General features: G+C 66.5%; 13 protein-coding genes and 1 tRNA gene. 6 read left to right on the top strand and 8 right to left on the bottom strand.

The features are described 5' to 3' along the window. Window positions 1–342: 342 nt before the first annotated feature. From CFB35_RS12335 to CFB35_RS12325, 3 genes are all read right to left on the bottom strand, one after another. Complete coding sequence (locus tag CFB35_RS12335; RefSeq protein WP_060010257.1) at window positions 343–1572, bottom strand: integrase arm-type DNA-binding domain-containing protein; 1230 nt, start codon at window positions 1570–1572, stop codon at window positions 343–345. Window positions 1573–1739: 167 nt separating this feature from the next. Continuing rightward, window positions 1740–1814, bottom strand: a tRNA-Arg gene (locus tag CFB35_RS12330). A gap of 147 nt (window positions 1815–1961) precedes the next feature. After that, on the bottom strand, window positions 1962–2144 hold the full coding sequence (locus CFB35_RS12325; protein ID WP_034190709.1) for a rubredoxin: 183 nt from the start codon (window positions 2142–2144) through the stop codon (window positions 1962–1964). Window positions 2145–2342: 198 nt separating this feature from the next. Between CFB35_RS12325 and CFB35_RS12320 the strand changes: the two genes are divergently transcribed. From CFB35_RS12320 to CFB35_RS12300, 5 genes are all read left to right on the top strand, one after another. Beyond that, window positions 2343–2747 (top strand): DUF4399 domain-containing protein, encoded by a 405-nt coding sequence (locus CFB35_RS12320; RefSeq protein ID WP_059583762.1) that lies wholly within the window; start codon window positions 2343–2345, stop codon window positions 2745–2747. Between the two features lie 230 nt (window positions 2748–2977). Then, window positions 2978–4963: an ATP-binding cassette domain-containing protein gene (locus CFB35_RS12315; protein WP_179231736.1), complete on the top strand. Its 1986-nt coding sequence runs from the start codon at window positions 2978–2980 to the stop codon at window positions 4961–4963. 220 nt (window positions 4964–5183) lie between these two features. After that, window positions 5184–7166, top strand: a complete 1983-nt coding sequence (parE, locus tag CFB35_RS12310; protein ID WP_059583758.1) for a DNA topoisomerase IV subunit B — start codon at window positions 5184–5186, stop codon at window positions 7164–7166. A 224-nt stretch (window positions 7167–7390) separates the two neighbouring features. Continuing rightward, window positions 7391–9712 (top strand): DNA topoisomerase IV subunit A, encoded by a 2322-nt coding sequence (gene parC / locus CFB35_RS12305; protein WP_059583757.1) that lies wholly within the window; start codon window positions 7391–7393, stop codon window positions 9710–9712. Window positions 9713–9974: 262 nt separating this feature from the next. Continuing rightward, window positions 9975–10433, top strand: coding sequence for a CopD family protein (locus CFB35_RS12300; RefSeq protein ID WP_059583755.1), 459 nt, complete (start codon window positions 9975–9977; stop codon window positions 10431–10433). 51 nt (window positions 10434–10484) lie between these two features. On the opposite strand, the gene CFB35_RS12295 is transcribed toward CFB35_RS12300, so the two are convergent. After that, complete coding sequence (locus CFB35_RS12295; RefSeq protein ID WP_059583754.1) at window positions 10485–11369, bottom strand: LysR family transcriptional regulator; 885 nt, start codon at window positions 11367–11369, stop codon at window positions 10485–10487. 113 nt (window positions 11370–11482) lie between these two features. Here CFB35_RS12295 and CFB35_RS12290 point away from each other — a divergent pair, with 113 nt between their 5' ends. Beyond that, window positions 11483–11929 (top strand): multidrug/biocide efflux PACE transporter, encoded by a 447-nt coding sequence (locus CFB35_RS12290; protein WP_059583771.1) that lies wholly within the window; start codon window positions 11483–11485, stop codon window positions 11927–11929. A 45-nt stretch (window positions 11930–11974) separates the two neighbouring features. Here CFB35_RS12290 and CFB35_RS12285 read toward each other — a convergent pair whose 3' ends face one another. From CFB35_RS12285 to CFB35_RS12265, 4 genes are all read right to left on the bottom strand, one after another. Continuing rightward, on the bottom strand, window positions 11975–13180 hold the full coding sequence (locus tag CFB35_RS12285; protein ID WP_059583752.1) for a chromate transporter: 1206 nt from the start codon (window positions 13178–13180) through the stop codon (window positions 11975–11977). A 203-nt stretch (window positions 13181–13383) separates the two neighbouring features. Then, entirely contained in the window at window positions 13384–15723 is a 2340-nt protein-coding gene (locus CFB35_RS12280) for an EAL domain-containing protein (protein ID WP_059583751.1), read from the bottom strand. Between the two features lie 216 nt (window positions 15724–15939). Continuing rightward, window positions 15940–16824, bottom strand: coding sequence for a PhzF family phenazine biosynthesis protein (locus CFB35_RS12270; RefSeq protein WP_059583750.1), 885 nt, complete (start codon window positions 16822–16824; stop codon window positions 15940–15942). A 13-nt stretch (window positions 16825–16837) separates the two neighbouring features. Next, the gene (locus CFB35_RS12265) at window positions 16838–17296 is read right to left on the bottom strand and encodes a RidA family protein (protein WP_006478174.1); all 459 of its coding nucleotides are present in this window, start codon (window positions 17294–17296) and stop codon (window positions 16838–16840) included. Between the last annotated feature and the right edge of the window lie 31 nt (window positions 17297–17327).

The raw sequence follows: 17327 nt of genomic DNA, 5'->3' as shown, positions 1-17327 counted from the left end.
ATAATCTCCGGGCTACCGAATGATCCAGGGGTGAGCAGTTCACCTAGATGGCTTGCTTTATTCTGAGCTAGGAACGCAAATACCGTGACCGGCGCGCCAGCCCGTTGGAACCATTGGGCCATCGAGTCACTCGCCGGCCGTAGAGCATTAGCACACGGTAGTGCAATCAGCAGGAGGGCGGCCAACGCAAGCAAGCACGCGATGGAGCGCCATGTTGCCTCAACCTTTTGCTCGTGTTCGCGCCAAAATTCTGTTGCTGTTGTCATTGAATACTCCGTGACGCTGTCGGATGGCTCGATGGATGAGTGTCTCGATTGAGTGCAGCGCTGATGATGCGATCGCCTAGCGTCCGGCGTTGATCGGAATGACTGCAGCACCAGCCTCCAGTGCATCCAGATGATCCGCCCAGTGCTGCATCATCTTCCGGCGCTCGGGCAGGAACTCGGCGTGCACGTACGCTGCAGTGACTTGATTGCGTTCGGCATGGGCCAGCTGTCGATCGACGACATCGCGGCTATAGCCGAGCTCGCGAAGAACGGTCGCGGCCAAGCCGCGGAACCCGTGGCCGGTCATTCGCGACTTGTAGCCCATTCGGTAGAGCGCATAGAGCATCGTGTTGTTCGAGATGTGGCTTCGGCCTTGGATGCTATAGAAGACATGCCGGTGGCCGCCGTTCAGCTCACGCAAGGCGGCCAATGTGTCGAGCGCCTGACGCGACAACGGGACGATGTGCGGGTCGCGCATCTTCATTCGCTCGGGCGGAATCCGCCACTCGGCGGCGCGCTCGTCGAACTCGTCCCACTCCGCGTTGATCATCTCGGTTGTCCGAGTGAACGTCAGGGCCATGAAGCGAAGCGCCAGCCGCGTGACGAGGTCGCCTTGGTAGGCGGCGATGTCCCGCATGAGCTGGGGAATTTCGATGGGTTTGACCCGCGCCATGTGTTGAACGCCGGTTCCCTTCTTGAGAACGGTCTCGGCGTCGATGTCGGCGGCCGGATTGCGGGAGCATCGTCCGGTCATGATTCCGTATTGGAACACTGCCCGTGAGCGCTGGAGGATGCGCTTTGCTGTCTCTCGCACGCCGCGGGATTCGACAGCCCTTAGGATCTCGAGCATGTCGGGCGCCTCGATGTCTCGGATCGGACGATGGCCGATTTTAGGAAAGACATCGACCTCGAGCGAACTGATCACCTTGGCCGCATATACCTCGGTCCAGCCATCCTTCTGGGTCGCAAACCACTCGCGCGCGACGGCTTCAAATGTCGATGTGGCTTCGATCGCTCGGGTGCGTTTGACTTCCCGTTTCTGCTCGGTTGGATCGGTGCCGGCGGCCAAGAGCTTCCGTGCATTGAGGCAGGCTTGCCGAGCCTCGGCCAGTGCCACCTCCGGATAGACGCCAAAGGCGGCGCGCTTCTCCTTGCCGTCGAAGCGGTACTTCATGCGCCAGTAGCGTGACCCGTTCGGCATCACCTCCAGATATAGCCCCTTGCCGTCTGCCAGGCGATAGGGCTTGTCCGCCGGCTTGGCCTTGCGGATCTGCATCTCGGTCAGCGGCGTAGCGCGCTTTGGCATGGCGTGGGGGCATCGAGTTTGGGGGCACGGAAGCATGTCCCAAAAAATGCCCCCAAGTTTGGTTGCTTGTTCTGGGCAACCGTGGGCAATGATCGCAGCAAAAGCCTAGAAGAGACAAGGCAGTGCGCGATTTATTTGGCAGACTTGGGAAGGATTGGGAACTGGGCTGGTCCCCCCGACAGGAATCGAACCTGTATCTAGCGCTTAGGAGGCGCTTGTTCTATCCATTGAACTACGGGGAGAGCCAAGTCCGGACAATCGCGCGAAAAACGCGAACCGGACGGCGGAGTGGACAGCGCGCAGAGTATAGCAAACGCGCGGCGCGTCGGCGGGGCGGAATGCACCCGCGACGCGCGTATCGCGTAATCACCCGCGATCGGAACGGGAAATCAGAAATCGACGACGACGAAATCTTCCTTGCCCACGTCGCACAGCGGGCAGCGCCAGTCGGCGGGAATGTCGGCGAAACGGGTGCCGGCCGCGATGCCTTCGTCGGGCAGCCCTTCTGCTTCGTTATAGACCCACCCGCAAATCAGGCAGACCCAGCTCTGGTATTCGGTTACTTCACTCATGTTGCGCTCGGGATAATGGAATTCGGCGATGCCGTCCGCAGCCCTCGCCAGCGGACGAAACGCGCCATGGTACCGGAATTTCGCCGAACGCCAGCGTAACGTCGTTTTAAACGTACGCATCGCGAACAACCGGCGCCATCGCGTCGGCCGGGCATGCGGTGTATGCTTCGTGGGCCTGTCAATCTGAAGGAGGAAACGATGCTCAACAGAAAGTGGATCGCGGGTGCAGTCTGTGTCGCGGCGATGGCCGTATCGACGCTCGCACGCGCCGAAGCGCGTGTGTTCTTCGTCGAGCCGAAGGACGGCGCGACGGTGTCGAGCCCCGTGCACGTGAAGTTCGGTCTCGAAGGCATGGCGCTCAAGCCGGCCGGCGACATGACGCCGGATACCGGTCATCATCACTTGCTGATCGACGGCAAGCCGGTGCCGAAGGGCGACGTGATTCCGGCGACCGACCATTCGCTGCATTTCGGCAAGGCCCAGACCGAAACCGACGTGAAGCTGCCGCCCGGCCAGCACACGCTGACGCTCCAGCTCGGTGACGGCGCGCACCGTTCCTACGGTCCCGAATTGAGCTCGACGATCACGGTCAACGTGAAATAATCGCGGATTCCGCGCTGGCGCCCACGGCGCCGCGTGCGGGGTCCGCCGATCGGCCGGCCGCGGGCATCCGGCCGGCATTCGCCCGTTTCCGCGGGCATGCAAACCGCGGCCCGCCTCCGCACCGGAAGCCGGCCGCGCCTTGCTCACGGCACCGCGCCGACACGCTTCGAGCGCGCCCTGCGGCCCTCGTCCATCCAGCCGAGCCGATGCCGCCCTCCGCGCCCGGTACAATGGGCGCTTCCGATTTCTCTCTTCGCCGTTTCCCCATGTCGCTCTATTCCATTACCGGCGCGCAGCTCGCGTTCGGTCACGTCGCGTTGCTCGATCACGCGGATTTCTCGCTGGAAGCCGGCGAGCGGGTCGGCCTGATCGGCCGTAACGGCGCGGGCAAGTCGTCGCTGCTGAAGATCGTCGCCGGTCTTGCCAAGCCCGACGACGGGCTGATCACGCGCCAGCAGGAGCTCGTGACCGTCTACGTGCCGCAAGAGCCCGAGTTCGAGCCGGGCGCGACGGTGTTCGACGCGGTCGCGTCGGGGCTCGCGCATACGCGCGAACTGCTCGAAGAATACGATTCGATCGCGCACCGCCTCGCGGAGATACCGGAAGGCGCCGAGCACGATGCGCTGCTCGCGCGGATGAACGCGCTGCAGTCGTCGCTTGATGCGCACGACGCATGGAACTGGCGCACGCGCGTATCGATGACGCTCGCGCAGATCGGCCTGCAGGACGGCGACGCCAGCGTCGACGCGCTGTCGGGCGGGATGCAGAAGCGTGTCGCGCTGGCGCGTGCGCTTGTGCTGCAGCCGGACGTGCTGCTGCTCGACGAACCGACCAACCACCTCGATTTCGACGGCATCCGCTGGCTCGAGGAGTTGCTCGTCGCGCAGCGCGCGGGCCTGCTGTTCATCACCCACGATCGCGCGTTTCTCGATCGCGTCGCGACGCGCATCGTCGAGCTCGATCGCGGCCGGCTGCTGTCGTATCCGGGCAATTTCTCGGCATACCAGACGCGCAAGGCGCAGCAGCTCGAAGTCGAGCGCGTGGAAAACGAGAAGTTCGACAAGTTGCTCGCGCAGGAAGAAGTGTGGATCCGCAAGGGCGTCGAAGCGCGCCGAACGCGCAGCGTCGGGCGCATCGCGCGGCTCGTGCAGATGCGCAACGAACGCGCGGAGCGCCGCAATGCGCAGGGCAACGTGAAGCTCGACGTCGCGCAGGGCGAGAAGTCCGGCAAGATCGTCGCGGAGCTGACCGACGTGACGAAGCGCTACGGCGGCCGCACGGTGGTCGACCGCTTCTCGACGACGGTGATGCGCGGCGACAAGATCGGCTTCGTCGGCCCGAACGGCGCCGGCAAGACCACGCTGCTGAAGCTGATCCTCGGCGAGCTGAAGCCCGACGAAGGCACGGTGCGCACCGGCACGAACCTGCAGGTCGCGTATTTCGACCAGATGCGCGCGCAGCTCGACCAGGAAAAGAGCCTGGCCGATACGATCAGCCCCGGCAGCGAATGGGTCGAGATCGGCGGCGTGCGCAAGCACGTGATGAGCTATCTCGGCGATTTCCTGTTCGCGCCGGAACGCGCGCGTTCGCCGGTGAAGTCGCTGTCGGGCGGCGAGCGCAACCGGCTGCTGCTCGCGCGCCTGTTCGCGCGTCCGGCCAACGTGCTGGTGCTCGACGAACCGACCAACGACCTCGACATCCCGACGCTCGAACTGCTCGAAGAGCTGCTGGCCGACTACGACGGCACGGTGCTGCTGGTCAGCCACGATCGCGCGTTCCTCGACAACGTCGTGACCTCGGTGATCGCGGCGGAGGGCGACGGCAAGTGGCGCGAATACGTCGGCGGCTTCACCGACTGGCAGATCCAGAGCGAGCGCTCGGAGCAGCTCGCGCAGCAGGAAGCGGCGAAGCGCGCGGTCAAGGAGGCGGCGCCCGCGAAGGACGAACCGGCGAAGAGCGCGGCCGGCCGCAACGCGCAGCGCACGGTGAAGCTGTCGTTCAACGAGCAGCGCGAACTCGATTCGCTGCCGGAGAAGATCGCCGCGCTCGAAGCGGAGCAGAAGACGATCAATGCGCAGCTCGAGGACGGCGCGATTTTCGCGAAGGATCCGCAGGAAGGCACGCGCCTGACCGAGCGGTTCGCGGCGATCGACGACGAATTGCTCGCCGCGCTCGAACGGTGGGAAACGCTCGAGGCGAAGCGCAAGCCGGCGTGACGCGCACGGCGCGCGCCGATCCCGAGATTGGCGCGCCACGCGGAACCAGTAAAATACCGCGCGTCCAGGGTCGCGCCGCGCACGCCGCGCGCCCGCTTTCGGAGCAGTTCAAGCACACCGTTGTTTCGATTCGCTTTTTTACGGAACTCAACGTTTTGTCCACGACGTTATCCACACGAGGTGTGGACAACGTCCCGATGAATGACGAAATTCAGCGCCTATGTCAACGAAGAAACCCAGCGCGGCCTATAGCGAAGCATCGATCAAGGTGCTCAAGGGTCTCGAGCCGGTCAAGCAGCGGCCCGGCATGTACACCCGTACCGAGAATCCGCTGCACATCATCCAGGAAGTCATCGACAACGCGTCCGACGAGGCGCTCGGCGGCTACGGCAAGCAGATCACGGTCACGCTGCATGCGGACCAGTCGGTCTCGGTCGAAGACGACGGCCGCGGCATTCCGTTCGGCATGCATCCCGAAGAGGGCGTGCCGGTCGTCGAGATCGTGTTCACGCGCCTGCACGCGGGCGGCAAGTTCGACAAGGCCGCGGGCGGCGCCTATACGTTCTCGGGCGGCTTGCACGGCGTCGGCGTGTCGGTGACGAACGCCCTCGCGACGCGTCTGGACGTGACGGTCTGGCGCGACGGCAAGATCGCCGAGCTCGGCTTCGCCGACGGCGACGTCGTGAAGCCGCTCGCCACGCAGGCGGCGGGCCGCGGCGAGAAGAAATCCGGCACGCGCGTGCAGGTGTGGCCGAATCCGAAGTACTTCGATTCGCCGAACCTGCCGCTCGGCGAGCTGCAGCGCCTGCTGCGCTCGAAGGCCGTGCTGCTGCCGGGCGTCGAGGTCGTGCTCGTCAACGAAAAGACGGGCGAGCGCCAGACCTGGAAGTATGAAGACGGCCTGCGCGGCTACCTGCTCGACGAAATGAACGGCAGCGAGCTACTGATCCCGCTGTTCGAAGGCGAGCGCTTCGCCGACTCGCGTTCGACCGACGAAACCTTCGCCGAGGGCGAGGGCGCGTCGTGGGTCGTCGCATGGAGCGAGGAAGGCTCGCTCGTGCGCGAGTCGTACGTGAACCTGATCCCGACGCCGGCCGGCGGCACGCACGAGTCGGGGCTGCGCGACGGCCTGTACCAGGCGGTGAAGAGCTTCGTCGAACTGCACAACCTGCAGCCGAAGGGCGTGAAGCTGCTCGCGGAAGACGTGTTCGCGCGCGTGTCGTTCGTGCTGTCCGCGAAGGTGCTCGATCCGCAGTTCCAGGGGCAGATCAAGGAGCGGCTGAACAGCCGCGACGCGGTGAAGCTCGTGTCGTCGTTCTCGCGTCCGGCACTCGAACTGTGGCTGAACCAGCACGTCGAGCACGGCAAGAAGCTCGCCGAACTCGTGATCAAGCAGGCGCAGGCGCGCACGCGCGCGGGCCAGAAGGTCGAGAAGCGCAAGAGCTCGGGCGTCGCGGTGCTGCCCGGCAAGCTGACCGATTGCGAGACCGAAGATATCGCGCGCAACGAACTGTTTCTCGTCGAGGGCGACTCGGCGGGCGGCTCCGCGAAAATGGGCCGCGACAAGGAATACCAGGCGATCCTGCCGCTGCGCGGCAAGGTGCTGAACACGTGGGAAACCGAGCGCGACCGCCTGTTCGCGAACAACGAGGTGCACGACATCTCGGTCGCGATCGGCGTCGATCCGCACAGCCCGGACGACACCGTCGACCTGTCGAACCTGCGCTACGGCAAGATCTGCATCCTGTCGGACGCGGACGTCGACGGCTCGCACATCCAGGTGCTGCTGCTCACGCTGTTCTTCAAGCATTTCCCGCAACTGATCGAGCGCGGCCACGTGTACGTCGCGCGCCCGCCGCTGTTTCGCGTCGATGCGCCCGCGCGCGGCAAGAAGCCCGCGCAGAAGCTCTATGCGCTCGACGACGGCGAGCTCGAAGCGATCCTCGACAAGCTGCGCAAGGACGGCGTGCGCGACACGCAGTGGAGCATCAGCCGCTTCAAGGGGCTCGGGGAAATGAGCGCCGAGCAGCTGTGGGACACGACGATGAATCCCGACACGCGCCGCCTGATGCCGGTGAAGCTCGGCGAGCTCGACTACGAGGCGACCGTCGCGCGGATGACGATGCTGATGGGCAAGGGCGAGGCAGCCGCGCGGCGCGGCTGGCTCGAGGAAAAGGGCAACGAAGTCGAAGCGGACATTTAGTGCAGTGTTCGACGCCAATCGGCACTGATGCGCTGCGGCTTCGCGCCCGGCGGCGTCGCAAATCCTCGCGATGCGTCCGGCATCGCTGCGGTTTGCTTCTTGCCACGAACGCGAATCCGCTGGCGCATCAGCACCGCTTGACATCGAACACTGCACCGCCGCTTCCGCGCGGCCGGGCATGACGCCCGGCCCGGCCTCACGCCACTTACGAATACGGAATTCAGATGGACGACAACACTTCCGATCTCTTCGCCAGCCCCGACGCGCCCGAGAGCGACGCGCTGACGCTCGGCAACTACGCGGAGCAGGCATATCTCAGCTACGCGGTCAGCGTCGTGAAAAGCCGCGCGCTGCCCGACGTGTGCGACGGCCAGAAGCCGGTGCAGCGCCGGATCCTGTTCGCGATGAACGAAATGGGCCTGGGGCCCGACGCGAAGCCGGTGAAGTCGGCGCGCGTGGTCGGCGACGTGCTCGGTAAATACCACCCGCATGGCGACCAGTCGGCGTACGACGCGCTCGTGCGGCTCGCGCAGGATTTCTCGCTGCGCTATCCGCTGATCGACGGGCAGGGCAACTTCGGCTCGCGCGACGGCGACGGCGCGGCGGCGATGCGTTACACCGAAGCGCGGCTCACGCCGATCTCGAAGCTGCTGCTCGACGAAATCGACCAGGGTACGGTCGACTTCATGCCGAACTACGACGGTTCGTTCGAGGAGCCGAAGACGCTGCCGAGCCGCATGCCGTTCGTGCTGCTGAACGGCGCATCGGGCATCGCGGTCGGCCTCGCCACCGAAATCCCGTCGCACAACCTGCGCGAAGTCGCGGCCGCGGCGGTCGCGCTGATCCGCAATCCGAAGCTTACGCACGCGGAGCTGATGAACCTGATTCCCGGCCCGGATTTCCCCGGCGGCGGCCAGATCATCTCGAGCGACACCGAAATCTCGGCGGCGTACGAAACGGGCCGCGGCAGCCTGAAGGTGCGTGCGAAGTGGAAGATCGAGGATCTCGCGCGCGGCCAGTGGCAGCTCGTCGTGACCGAGCTGCCGCCGAACACGTCGGGCCAGAAGGTGCTCGAGGAAATCGAGGAGCTGACCAATCCGAAGCTCAAGCTCGGCAAGAAGACGCTGACGCCCGAGCAGCTGAACACGAAGAAGGCGATGCTCGACCTGCTCGACGCGGTGCGCGACGAGTCGGGCAAGGAAGCAGCCGTGCGGCTCGTGTTCGAGCCGAAGTCGCGCACGATCGACCAGACGGAATTCGTGAACACGCTGCTCGCGTACACGAGCCTCGAATCGAACGCGACGCTGAACCTCGTGATGATCGGCGCCGACGGCCGGCCGGGCCAGAAGGGCCTGCTGACGATCCTCGACGAATGGGTGAAGTTCCGCCAGCTGACGATGACGCGCCGTTGCCGCCATCGTCTCGCGAAGGTCGACGATCGCATTCACATCCTCGAAGGGCGGATGATCGTCTTCCTGAACATCGACGAGGTGATCCGCATCATCCGCGAGTCGGACGAGCCGAAGGCCGCGCTGATGAGTGCGTTCGGCCTCAGCGAGCGGCAGGCCGAGGACATCCTCGAAATCCGGTTGCGCCAGCTCGCGCGGCTCGAGAAGATCAAGATCGAGAAGGAACTCGAAGGGCTGCGCGACGAGAAGGCGAAGCTCGAGGAGCTGCTGGCGAACGAAAGCGCGATGAAGCGGCTGATGATCAAGGAGATCGAGGCCGATGCGAAGCAGTACGGCGACGATCGCCGCACGCTGATCCAGCAGGAAAAGCGCGCGACGTTCGAGGCGAAGGTGGTCGACGAGCCGGTGACGGTCGTCGTGTCGCAGAAGGGCTGGGTGCGCGCGCTGAAGGGCCACGGGCTCGATCCGGCCGGCTTCACGTTCAAGGCGGGCGATCACCTGTACGCGGCGTTCCAGTGCCGCACGCCGGATCGCCTGATCGCGTGGGGCAGCAGCGGGCGCGTGTACTCGGTCGACGTGGCGGTGCTGCCGGGCGGGCGCGGCGACGGCGTGCCGGTCACGTCGCTGATCGAGCTCGAATCGGGCTCGCACCTGATGCACTACTACGCGGCGCCGGCCGACCAGCAATTGCTGCTCGCGTCGAGCAACGGCTTCGGCTTCCTCGCGAAGGTCGGCGACATGGTGAGCCGCGTGAAGGCCGGCAAGTCGTTCATGACCATCGATGCGGGTGCGGTGCCGCTCGCGCCGATGCCGGTGCTGCCGAACGCGACGCAGGTCGCGTGCCTGTCGAGCGGCGGGCGCCTGCTCGTGTTCGGGATGGACGAGATGAAGACGCTGTCCGGCGGCGGGCGCGGCGTGATCCTGATGGCGCTCGACGACAAGGAAACGCTCGTGCAGGCGCTGGCGATCGATCCGGCCGGCGTCGTGCTGATCGGCACGGGGCGCGGCGGCAAGGTGCAGGACGAGACGCTGTCGTACGCGGGGCTCGCGCCGCACATCGGCAAGCGCGCACGCAAGGGCCGCGCGCCGGACACGAAGCTCAAGGTCGTCACCGAGCTGCGTCCGCTGCTCGGCTGACGCCGCGCGGTCGTCCGGTTCGTCCGGAACATCCCGTTCGGCCGCGGTCGCAGGCCGCACGTCCGCTTCGGCGGGTGTGCGGCTTTTTACTTTCGCGTCGGGATTCGGGTAAGCAAGCGTGGCGCTGTCACGCGCAACTTGCAAAATAATGTGAAATCGCGCCGCGGGCCTGAACCGCGACGCGGCTGGCGGGTCGAACGTCGCTCGATGCCGCGTGCGACGCGGCCGTTCGCTGCACCCCACTCATCACAGGATCGTCCTCATGTCCCACGCCGTTGCCGTCGCGCTGTTTCTTCATCTGCTGGCCGTCGCCGTGTGGGTGGGCGGGATGGTCTTCGCACACTTCTGCTTGCGCCCGGCGCTGTCCGACCTGTCGCCGCAGCTGCGCTTGCCGCTGATCGAGGGCGTGTTCGGCCGCTTCTTCAACTGGGTTTCAGGGGCCGTGATCGTGATCCTGCTGTCCGGCGGCTTCCTGCTGATGAGCTTCGGCGGCGCGCATGCGACGTGGTCGCTGCATGCGATGGCGGGGCTCGGCGTCGTGATGATGCTGATCTTCGGGCACATCCGCTTCGCGCTGTTTCCGCGCATCCGCCGTGCGGTGCAGGCGCAAAACTGGCCGGACGGCGCGCGCGCGGTGAACGCGATGCGCCTGCTCGTCGTCGTGAACCTCGTGCTCGGCGTCGTCACGATCGGCGCGGCCGTGCTGTCGCGCGGTTTCTGACCGGCCGGCGTCAGGCCGCTGCCCTTCGTCGCGGGCCGACGGCACGCACCGCTACGCGGCCAGCATCGCATCGAGCAGCCATGAACCGGCCGGGCCGAGCGGCCGGTTGCGCGACCAGACCGCATCCACCCGCACGCGGCGCGGCCACCCGCGTGCACGCAGCTCGCACAGGCGGTCGCGCGCGAAGTGTTCGACCATCCAGCGCGGCAGCTCCGCCCAGCCGAACCCCAGTACCGCCATCTCCAGCAGCATCAGGTAGCTCGGCGCCAGCCAGTGCTGCGTGCCGACGACGATCCGGTCGTCGGTGCCGCGGCCTTCGGTCGTCACGTAGGTATTGAGGCGCAGTTCGCGCACGTCGCGCAGCGCCGCATGCGGCACTTCGGCGTCGCCGTATTCGGCGAGCGCATGCGTGCGGCCGACGAACAGCCCGATCTCCGATTCCTCCGCCACCGTCGCCGCGCCGATATCGGCCGGGTAGGCCGCGCGGGCGGCCATCAGCCCGAGTTGCGCGCGGCCTTGCTGGATCAGGTCGAGCACGTCGTCGTGCTCGGCGATCTGGCATTCGAGTTCGAGCGCCGGAAAGCGCCGTTCGAGCGCCATCAACGTTTCCTCGTAGCGCTTCGACTGGTACGTATCGGACACGACGAGCGTGAGCCGCGCTTCCTCGCCGCGCGCGAGGCGGGCGGCCGTGCGATCGATCGCCGCGCTGGCCTCGAGCGCGCGCTGCACCTGCGGCAGTAGCGCGCGGCCGGCCTCGGTGAGCGTCGGCGCGCGCGTCGAGCGATCGAACAACTGCACGCCGAGATCGATTTCGAGATTCGCGATCGCTTCCGACACGGTCGACTGGCGCTTGCCGAGCTTGCGGGCGGCGGCCGTAAACGAGCCGAGCAGCGCCGCTTCGACGAAGGCGAGCAGGGCTTCGGGGGCGTGGTGCATGCGGTGCTCCGGGCAGCGTTATATCGGTAAAATCGATGATATCAAACTGGATTGACACGGTATCGCCGATCAGAATGGCCGGCATGGATTAGCCAATGCATGGGAGCACATTCATGAAACAGATCAACAAAACGGTGACGGAGCGCCTGCTGCACGCGCTGACGTTCGAACTGGTGGCGATCGCGCTGTGCGCGCCGATCGGCGCGTGGCTGCTCGACATGCCGGTGTCGCACGTCGGCGTGCTGACGGTGATGGTGTCGCTGATCGCGATGGCGTGGAACATGACCTTCAACGCGCTGTTCGACCGCTTCGAGCGGCGCGCCGGGTTGTCGCGCACGCTCGGCATGCGGATCGCGCACGCGGTGACGTTCGAGCTCGGCCTCGTCGCGATGGTGGTGCCGGTTGCCGCGTGGTGGCTGAACGTGAGCCTCGTCGAGGCGCTGCTGCTCGACCTCGGCATCGTGCTGTTCTTCCTGCCCTACACGTTCTGCTTCAACCTCGCGTACGACGCGCTGCGCGCCCGCTGGATGGCACGCCGGGTCGCCGTGCAGGCCGGTTGAGGTGGCAACGCGGGCCGCGCCGGGCAGGGCGACGGCCGCCGCCCGTCAGTGCGCGGCCCACAGCCACACGCTGCATGCGACGGCGACCGCGCCGTACACGGCATAGACGGGCACCTTGAAGCGCGTGAAGCACAGCGTCGCGAAAGCGCCCGTCAGCCAGTAAACGGGGTCGGCCGGCTCGCGATGCAGGATCTTCACGACGGCGACGACGAGAAAGCCCGTCGTCGCCGCGCGCAGCAGGCGCATCCCGTGCTCGAAGCGCGAATGGCGCTTGAGCCGGAGCAGGTGGTTCTGCGCAAATACGACGAGGCATCCCGACGGAATGAACAGCGCGGCCGTGGCGAGCAGCGCACCGATCCAGCCGTCGGTCAGGTAGCCGAGAAACGGCACGACGTTCAGCAGCGGCCCCGGCGCGACCGGCGACAGCGCGAAGGCGAGCGTGAAGTCGTGATCGGAGATGCCCGTCGCCGGCGACACGAACAGCGTCTTGAGCACCGGCAGCGCGGAGAAGCCGCCGCCGAACAGCGTCATGCCGGCGCCCGCGAGGCGCGGCCACAGCAGGTCTGCCTGGTAATCGCCCGGCAGCGGCACCGCGAACAGCACGACGAGCACGCCGAGCAGCACGAGCAGGCCGCGGTCGCGTTTCGACAACGTGAAATCGACCGCGTCGCGTTGCGACGGGCCCGTCAGCCAGCCTGCCGCAAACGCGGCGAACAGAATCCCGACGAAAGCGGCCGGACTATGCGCGAAAGCGAGCAGAATCGTCGATAGCGCGGCGATCGTCTGTTCGAGCCGCGTGCGCGCGAGCGCACGCACCTGCTTGACCCACGTGACGCCGATCAGCGCGGCGAGCACCATCCCGAAGTGATTGATCAGCATCGGCGCGGCGAGCGAGCGCACGAGCGGCGTCTGATAGAAGATCGCGAACAGCGTCATCAGGATCGAGAACGGCAGCACGCTCGCGATGCCGGCGACCCATGCGCCGGCGCGACCGTGCAGCGTCTGGCCGACCTGCACGGCGACGTTGCAGCCGACGGGGCCCGGTACGAGCCATGCGAGCGCGACGAGATCGCCGAAGACGTGCGGCTCGATGCGCTGCAGCCGCTCCACGTAGTGGCGTTCGAGTTGCGCCATCATCGAAAGTCCGCCCCACGAGACGGCCGAAATGCCGGCGACGACCTTGAACAAGGCCCATAGGGATGCGGGTGCCTCTTCGACACGCGCGGTCGCTTCGACTTCGACGGTTGTCATGATTGTGTGGTTGGCGCAGGGCCGGATCTCTCGCGTAGGGCCGCGCCGGCGGCCCGCCGACACGTCGGCCCTCCCGATTGTCCGCCGCGCATCGTGACACTACCATGCGCGAAAACGCTAGTTAATGAACTAAACGATCGGATCGGAAAACGTAACAATTGCGGCGGCGCGCAACCCGCGTCGCGGCGGCAGCGGTGTGGTGTTCAGCCGCCCGTGCTGCCGGTCGCGCGTTGCGCGACGACGTTCAGGCGCTCGCCGCGCACGCCGAAGCGTGCGATCAGCGCGGGAATCGCGTCGGCCGGCACCGGGCGCGAGAACAGGAAGCCCTGCGCCTCGATTTCGCCGAGCGCGGACAGCCACGTGATCTGCTCCTCGGTCTCCGTGCCCTCGACGACGACGGTCAGCCCGAGCGAGCGCGCGAGATGCACGATTGACGACACCATCACGCACACGCTGCGATCGTTCGGAATCGCCTGCACGAACGAGCGGTCGACCTTCAGCGTGTCGACGGAGAAGCGGTGCAGGTACGACAGCGACGAATAGCCGGTGCCGAAATCGTCGAGCGCGATCCGGATGCCGAGCTTCTTCAGCGCGACGATCTTCTCGGACACGAGTTCCGGATATTCCATCATCGCGGTTTCGGTGATCTCGATCTCGAGCCGGTTCGCGTCGATGCCGGTGTCGTGCAGCGCCTGCGAGATCGTCTCGATCAGGTCGCCGCGCCAGAACTGCACGGGCGAGATGTTGACCGCGAGCGTCAGCGTGTCGTGGCCTTCGTCGCGCCAGCGCGCGATCTGCTCGCACGCGGTGCGGATCACGAAGTCGCCGATCGGCACGATGAGGCCGGTCGATTCGGCGATCGAAATGAATTCGTTCGCGGAGATCACGCCGTGCTCGGGATGGTCCCAGCGCGCGAGCGCCTCGAAGCCGGTGATCGTGCGGTGCGTGAGGTCGATCTTCGGCTGGTACGCGAGGAACAGCTGTCCCTCGGCGAGCGCGACGCGCAATTGCTGTTCCCAGCGCATCAGGTGGTCGGCGCGATGCGACAGGTGCGGCGCATAGAACTGGTAGCAGTTCTTGCCGGCGTCCTTCGCGCTGTACATCGCGAGGTCGGCCTTTTTCAGCAGGTCGATCTCGCTTTCGTTCGCGACGGTGTGCAGCGCGATGCCGATGCTCGCATGCAGCACGAACGAGCTGCCGCGTACGTCGAACGGCTCGCTGAACATCCGGATGATCGCTTCCGCGAGCCGCACCGCGCGCCGCTCGACGTCGTCGCCCTTCATCACGACGACGAACTCGTCGCCGCCGATGCGCGCGAGCGAGCCTTCGTCGCCGACCGCATCGGCCAGGCGCGACGCGGTCATCTGCAGCACGATGTCGCCGGCGTTGTGGCCGAGCGTGTCGTTGACGGTCTTGAAGTTGTCGAGATCGATGAACAGCAGCCCGAGCCGCGACAGGCTCGCGGGCATCGACACGTCGTTGCGCAGCCCGCGCAGCGTCGCATAGCGGTTCGCGAGGCCGGTGAGCAGGTCGTATTCGGCAAGCTGGGTCATTTCGCGCTCGCGGCCGAGCAGCTTGCCGATCAGGCCGGTCGCGACGCCGAAGAACGCGAGCATCGCGAGCGTGATGAAGCTCGTCATCAGCAGGTAGACGTTGCGCGTGTGGGTGTAGTCCGCGAACTCTTCGGTCTGCGACAGCCCGACCATCACCGCGAGCGGGTAGCCGTCGAGGTGGCGGTACGACACGATGCGCGTCACGCCGTCGATCGGATCGATGATCGTGCCGGTCACGCGCTCCGCGATCGGGTAGACGCCCGACGCGGAGAACGCGCCCGGCGCGTTGTTCACCGAGCCCGTGCGCCGCGCGAGCACGGCGCCCGTGTCGGACACGACCGCGATCACGCCTTCCTTGCCGATGGCCGCGTTGTTGTAGAAATCGTTCGTGAAGTAGCTCGGGTCTTCCGATACGACGACGATGCCGGCGAAGCTGCCGTCCGGATTGTTCAGGCGCCGCGTCATCTGCAGCGTCCAGTGGCTCGACACGCGGCCGAGCACGGGCTTGCTGATGAAGAGGCGATCGTCGTTGTGCGCGAGGTGGACCTTGAAGTGCTCGCGGTCGGACAGGTTGATCGGCTGCGGATGGAGTTCGGCGGTGTTCGCGAACAGGATGCCTTTCGCGTTGACGAGCGACACCTGGATCAGCGTATCGCTCGGCACGACGCCTTTCTCGACGGCGCTCGCGAGATTGAAGCGCGCCGGCGATTTCTCGAATTCGAACTTGACGAAGCGGGTGATCTGGTCGACCTGGTGGATCGCCTTGACCGTATGCTGCTCGAGCGCGGACGACAGGATCGCCGCGGAAGCCGCCGCTTCCTTGTATGCACTGTCCTTTTCAACGGACAGGCGCGCGATGATCACGGCCCACAGCAGCGCAAGCGCCAGCATCCCGAGCAGCGGGATGGCAAACAGCGCACGCCGGCGCGACTTGCGCGGCGCGCGCAGCGGCCGGTTCGGCGGCGTGTGATTGGACCGGGCGGAGCTCATCGAAGAGGGTGGCGTCCTGCTCGCGTGCGCCATCCGTCTGGATGGCCGGCTATGGTTCGGATTGTCCCGACGTCTGTTCGTTCGCGGGACGCGCAACCATGGACAGACCTCCGAAACAACGGATTAGGCCCGATATTACTGGTTGGAACGTTTTTGCGATAGTTGGGCAAAGCGCGGGGCGCCGGACGCGCCCGTACCATCGCACATCGCGAAATGTCAGTGGGGTGAACGGAACGTGCCGTCGACGACCGTGACGACTTGGCCGCCGATCCAGGTCGTGCCGTCTTCGTCGTAGCGGACGAAGACGCGGCCGTCGCGGCCGATCGCCGTGCCCTGGCGGGCCGTATACGACGGGCCGGGGCGGCGTTCCTGCCGCGTCAGCAGCCCGGCCAGCGCGGCGTTCGCGCTCCCGGTGACGGGATCCTCGCCGGGCGTGCCGAACGTGCCGCCCGTCATCAGGCAGCGGATCTCGAACGTCGCGGGGCCGCCTTCGGCGTGCGGTGCATAGGCGGCGAGGCCATCCACGCCGTAGCGGCGGGTCAGTGCCGCCAGTGCGGCCGGGTCGGGCGACAGGCCGATGCACGCGTCGGCCGACTTCAGCCGCACGACCAGCCACGGCGCGCCGTTGTCGACCGCGCACGGCTCGGCATCGAGGTCGAGCGCGTCGCTGCGCAGCGCGGCGGCCAGTGCCGCGTAGTCCGAACGGTCGAGCGGCGTGACGCGCGCCGGCGGCGCGGCGAACGCCCAGCCGCCGGCCTGCTCGCGCAGCGCGACCCGGCCGACCCCGCACTGCTGGATCAGCCGGCCCGGCGTGCGCGGCCGCGCGCCGCTTTCGAGGAACGCGTGCGCGGTGCCGAGCGTCGGGTGGCCGGCGAACGGCAGTTCGCCGCCCGTCGTGAAGATCCGCACGCGATAGTCGGCTTCCGGATCGGTCGGCGTGCAGAGGAACGTCGTTTCCGACAGGTTCGTCCAGCGGGCGATCTCGAGCATGGTGTCGTCGCCGAGCGAATCGGCGTCGAACACCACGGCGAGCGGATTGCCCTTGAACGGCGCCGACGTGAACACGTCGACCTGCTTGAAGCGAACCGGACGGCCGGCCATCGCGACGCGCGCGTTACGCGACTTCGGCGATCAGTTCGATCTCGACGCACGCGCCGAGCGGGATCTGCGCGACGCCGAACGCCGAGCGCGCATGCTTGCCCGCGTCGCCGAACACTTCGGCGATCAGCTCCGATGCGCCGTTCGTCACGACGTGCTGTTCGGTGAAGTCGAGCGTCGAGTTGACGAGGCTCATCAGCTTGACGATGCGCGTGACCTTGTTCAGGTCGCCGGTGTGCGCGTGCAGCGTCGCGAGCAGGTCGATCGCGATCGAGCGGGCGGCCGCCTTGCCGTCTTCCGTTTGCAGATCCGCGCCGAGCTTGCCGGCCCAGACCTTGCCGTCCTTCTTCGCGATGTGGCCCGACAGGTACACCGTGTTGCCGCTTTGCGCGCTCATCACGTAGGCGGCGGCCGGCGCGCCGGCGGTCGGGAGCTCGATGCCGAGCGACTTCAGTTTGTCGTAGACGTTAGCCATGCGTTCGATTCCTCGTAGAGAGTCGTGACAG

The sequence above is a fragment of the Burkholderia sp. AU16482 genome (genome assembly GCF_002223285.1).
GTDB classification, from domain to species: Bacteria; Pseudomonadota; Gammaproteobacteria; order Burkholderiales; family Burkholderiaceae; genus Burkholderia; species Burkholderia semiarida.
This window is presented reverse-complemented; position numbering and strand designations above follow the sequence as displayed.